This is a genomic window from Vicinamibacteria bacterium, from assembly GCA_035620555.1.
In the GTDB taxonomy this organism is placed as follows: domain Bacteria; phylum Acidobacteriota; class Vicinamibacteria; order Marinacidobacterales; family SMYC01; genus DASPGQ01.
In genome coordinates, this window is record DASPGQ010000769.1 from 1 (window position 1) to 3,887 (window position 3,887).

At 61.9% G+C, this 3,887-nt stretch carries 3 protein-coding genes; 1 reads left to right on the forward strand and 2 read right to left on the reverse strand.

Annotation, left to right across the window (positions count from 1 at the left end; all coding sequences use genetic code 11):
• Positions 1-31 precede the first annotated feature (31 nt).
• Both VEK15_30955 and VEK15_30960 read right to left on the reverse strand, forming a co-directional pair.
• Positions 32-496 (reverse strand): nucleotidyltransferase domain-containing protein, encoded by a 465-nt coding sequence (locus VEK15_30955; GenBank protein HXV65154.1) that lies wholly within the window; start codon positions 494-496, stop codon positions 32-34.
• A gap of 203 nt (positions 497-699) precedes the next feature.
• Positions 700-2,868, reverse strand: coding sequence for a patatin-like phospholipase family protein (locus VEK15_30960; GenBank protein HXV65155.1), 2,169 nt, complete (start codon positions 2,866-2,868; stop codon positions 700-702).
• A 239-nt stretch (positions 2,869-3,107) separates the two neighbouring features.
• Here VEK15_30960 and VEK15_30965 point away from each other — a divergent pair.
• A partial coding sequence (locus VEK15_30965; protein HXV65156.1) for a neutral zinc metallopeptidase occupies positions 3,108-3,887 on the forward strand: 780 nt, incomplete at its 3' end.

The window sequence follows — 3,887 nt, forward strand, 5'->3', positions numbered from 1 at the left end:
TTTGCTCAGTCTCGTCGCCAGGATTTCCCGATCAACCAACGACACGTCCCTTGCTGAGTGTCTCGAACAAAGCGTCGTTGTATTGCTCGGAAAAGTAACGAAAGTCCAAATACTCTTTGATGGCACTCGCCTCGAAAAGGACCCTCTCCCTGTTACTCCTCTGATAGATCACCCGACCATGGCGGACGACCCGTTCCTTGATGATGGGCCCTGCCCGGTCGAGGAAGACGAGATCCAGGTCCTCACGACCGCTGGCGTCCTCCAGGGCGGCGAGAAGCTCGAGCTCCAAGTCCAGATCGCCGGATTTGTCCCGCCCGAGAAGCACGGCGAGATCGAGGTCACTCAGGGGGCCAGGCTCGCCCCGAGCGTAGGACCCATGAAGGTACATGAGAATGACGTTGCGTTCCATGCAGATGGCGGCGAAGCGCTTCACGAGCTCGTCCACATGATTGCGAGAAAGGACTTCGGGCTCCTTCGCGGTGGGTAATAGACGCATGCCTTTCCTGCCTGGATCTCGCTCGGACGATAGCTTTGCTGAGAAACCGATGTCAAACCGAGATGGGTAGCCAGAATGGCTCCCGGTGTCACTAGGCTGTTGAAAAAGGGCCACTCAGCCTGCCGAGCGGTCGCCAAGACATCTTTCATGTTTCTAATGACGTCGCAGCGTGACGAGCCGACACGTGCACCACCGCGAGCAACTCAGCGCACGAATGGACCGAGGTTCACATAGAAGCGTCCATCCCCGTTGTTCAGCGACACGCTTCCGCCCACGAAAAGCGGGCCGAGAAACGTCTCGAGCACGAAGCCGCCCGAAGCGTTCCATTGAGTGGACGCCTCACTCCAGTCGTCGAACGCCGAGCCGGCCTCGAGCCAGGCGCCGATATAGCCGCTCGCCCCGATGATGTCCGGGAGCCGCAGGACCTGATACAAGAGCCCGCCGATACCGACGATGTAGTTGTCTCCGGAGATCTCGCCGTTGTTGAAGGCCCCGAGACGAAGAAGACCGCCGAGACGGAACTCGTTGTAACCTGGGTGGTCCCCGAAGGAGGAGCCCGCGGAAGCGCCGTAGAAGATGCGATGTCGTTCGTGGAACCGGTGGAACGAGGAGAAACGGGCCTCTATCTGCGAGTACTCCTCGGGGCCGACGAATTCCTCTCCGAGGAACACCGTGTCGGGTGTGTCGGTGTAGTAACGGAACGCGACGTGCGTGAGAATTCCCCGAGTCGGGATCATCGGGCTCGTCTGTCCGTCGAACGACCAGCGGGCGGAAGCGTACGCGTTTCGACCCTCCGCCTCGGGGAGAGACGGCTCACCGACGCGGAGCCGGGTCCTCAGGTCGGCAACATCGTATCCGAGTCGGAGCTCGCTTCGAGAGCCGAGATCGAAGCCGAGATCGACTCCGCCTCCAGCTTCCTTTTCTCGGTACTCGGCCCGGAGCTCGCTCTGGGCGTCGTATCCGTTCAGGCTATGACGACGCCAGTAGCCGCGGGGCGCGACGAAGACGCGTGACCCAAGGAGTCGCCGGTAGAGCTCGAGACCTGCCTGCTGGCTCGTCCCCACGCCGAAGTCCACGCGGAGCTCCGAATCCGGCACGACGGTATCGTAGAAGGCGATGCGCCCTGTCAAGTCCATCGCAAAGCTGTTGGAGTCGATGTTCTGAAGCTCGAGCCCGGGAAGGAGAAAGGGGGGGCCGTGCTGCTTCGGGGTGACGTAGAGCTCGAGCGTTTCGGCTCCTTGCACGTCGCGGACGGCATAGCGAATCGTTTCGTAGCGGTCGGTGCCGGTGAGGCGCAAAATCTCGTGCTCGATCTCCCCGAGCGTCGTCTCCGGAGAGACGAGCCGGCGTTCGAGGCGGGCCTGAATCCGCGCGCCCTCTTTCTCGGGAACTCCCTGAACGCGAACCGCATCAAGGCGCCTCACGAAATCGCGCCTCCTTGCGAGCCGCGCCCGGCTCCAAGCTGCATAGGCTTCTTCGTCGACGGCGTATGGCAGGAGTTGGTCCTTTACCGCCTCCGCCGCCTGGTAGCCTCGAGCCACGATCTCTTCACTCCTGCGATAGTCCGTCCCGGGAAAGCCTCTCAGATCGGGGGTGATGACGAGGTCCGCGGATTGGAGCGCCTTGGCGACGCCCATCGCCATCATGGCATCCATCGTACGCCCGAGCACGTCGAAGAAGTTCGTTGGAGCCGCGAAGCCGTCCGTCGCCGATGAGACGTTCACCGCCACGACGACGTGAGCGCCCATGGCGCGAGCAACGTCGGCGGGAACGTTGTTGAGCGTCCCACCGTCCACAAGGATTCGTCCATTCAGGGTCACCGGAGCAAACACCCCAGGGATGGCCATGGTGGCCCGCATCGCTTCGGCGAGCGAGCCGCCATCGAGAACGACGACCTCCGCCGAATCGAGATCCGTGGCCACGGCACGATAGGGCGTCGGAAGCTCGTCGAAGGTATCGAGAAGCGGGTAAGGGGCAGCGATGCGGTCGAGGATGGACTGCACCCCTTGTCCAGCGTTGAGACCGCTTGGAAGCTTCAGTCCATTCTTCAGTCCGAGCTCGATAAGTGAAGGGAACTCGCGCGCGTCTTCTTTGCGACGAAAGGTTTTGTATTTGAACGGCGAGTCGGCAAGGAAAATGAGATCCCAGTCCGCGTCGCGCATGAGCCCGCGCAGATCCTCGGGTGACATCCCCGAAGCGTAGGCACCGCCGACCAGACCACCCATGCTCGTTCCGGCGATGAAGTCCACGGGAACGCGATTCTCATCGAGCCATTGGAGAATGCCGATATGGGCGATTCCGCGAGCGGCTCCGCCGCCCAGCGCGAGACCGAGCTTCGGCCGGTTCAGAGGCGCCGCTTCTGAGGCGGTCATGGGGGTCAAGGAGATAAGGAGCGGCGCTGCGAAGAACTTCCGTAGAGCGTGTCTCCGCATCGAACGAGGATACCCAATTGAGGAACCGCGGCAAAGCCATTGCGAAACGATCACCCGTTTGCGTCAAACGGCTCGCCCCATCCGCACGCACGTCCGGTGTGGTCTTCTGATTGGAAGCGACACGGTTCGGATTGCGCGGTATGGGGGGGCGCGTGCTATAACCCGCCTCGAGGTGAGTCATGCGTTGGACGAGTAGGGGCCGGAGCGCCGACCTGGAAGACCGTCGCGGGCAGCGAATGAGCCGCGGTGGCACCATCGGCTGCGGGACGCTCTTGCTTCTGATCGCTCTCAGCGTCGTCTTCAAGCAGGATTTTGTTTCGTTGCTAGGGCCCGCTTTCGTATCGAACGAGCCGATGTCGACGTCGACTGGTGACTTCCAAACGAGCCCAGAGGAAGAGCAGCTCGTCGATTTCATGTCATTCGTGCTCGACGACCTTCAAAGCACATGGGCACGCATCCTGGCGGAGCGATTCCAGAGAGCCAGGATGGTGCTGTTCCGGGACGTTGTCCAGTCGGCCTGCGGGATGGCTGGAGCGGCCACGGGACCTTTCTACTGTCCCGGTGACGGGAAGATCTATCTGGACCTCTCGTTCTTCCAAGAGCTCCGGAGCCGCTTCGGCGCGCCTGGCGATTTCGCCCAGGCCTATGTCATCGCGCACGAAATGGGACACCACATTCAGAATCTTCTCGGGATCGAGAGCGAGGTGAGGCGTTTGCAGTCGATGAGTCCCGGAAATACGAACGAGCTCTCTGTTCGGCTCGAGCTCCAGGCGGACTGCCTTGCGGGCGTATGGGGACATTCGACGAGTGAGCGTGGCCTGCTCGACCGCGACGATCCATCGGAAGCGCTCGAAGCGGCGGCGGCGATCGGAGACGACCGAATCCAGCGCCAGACGCAGGGGTGGGTCTCTCCCGAGTCTTTCACTCACGGCTCGTCTGCAGAGCGCCAGGAGTGGTTT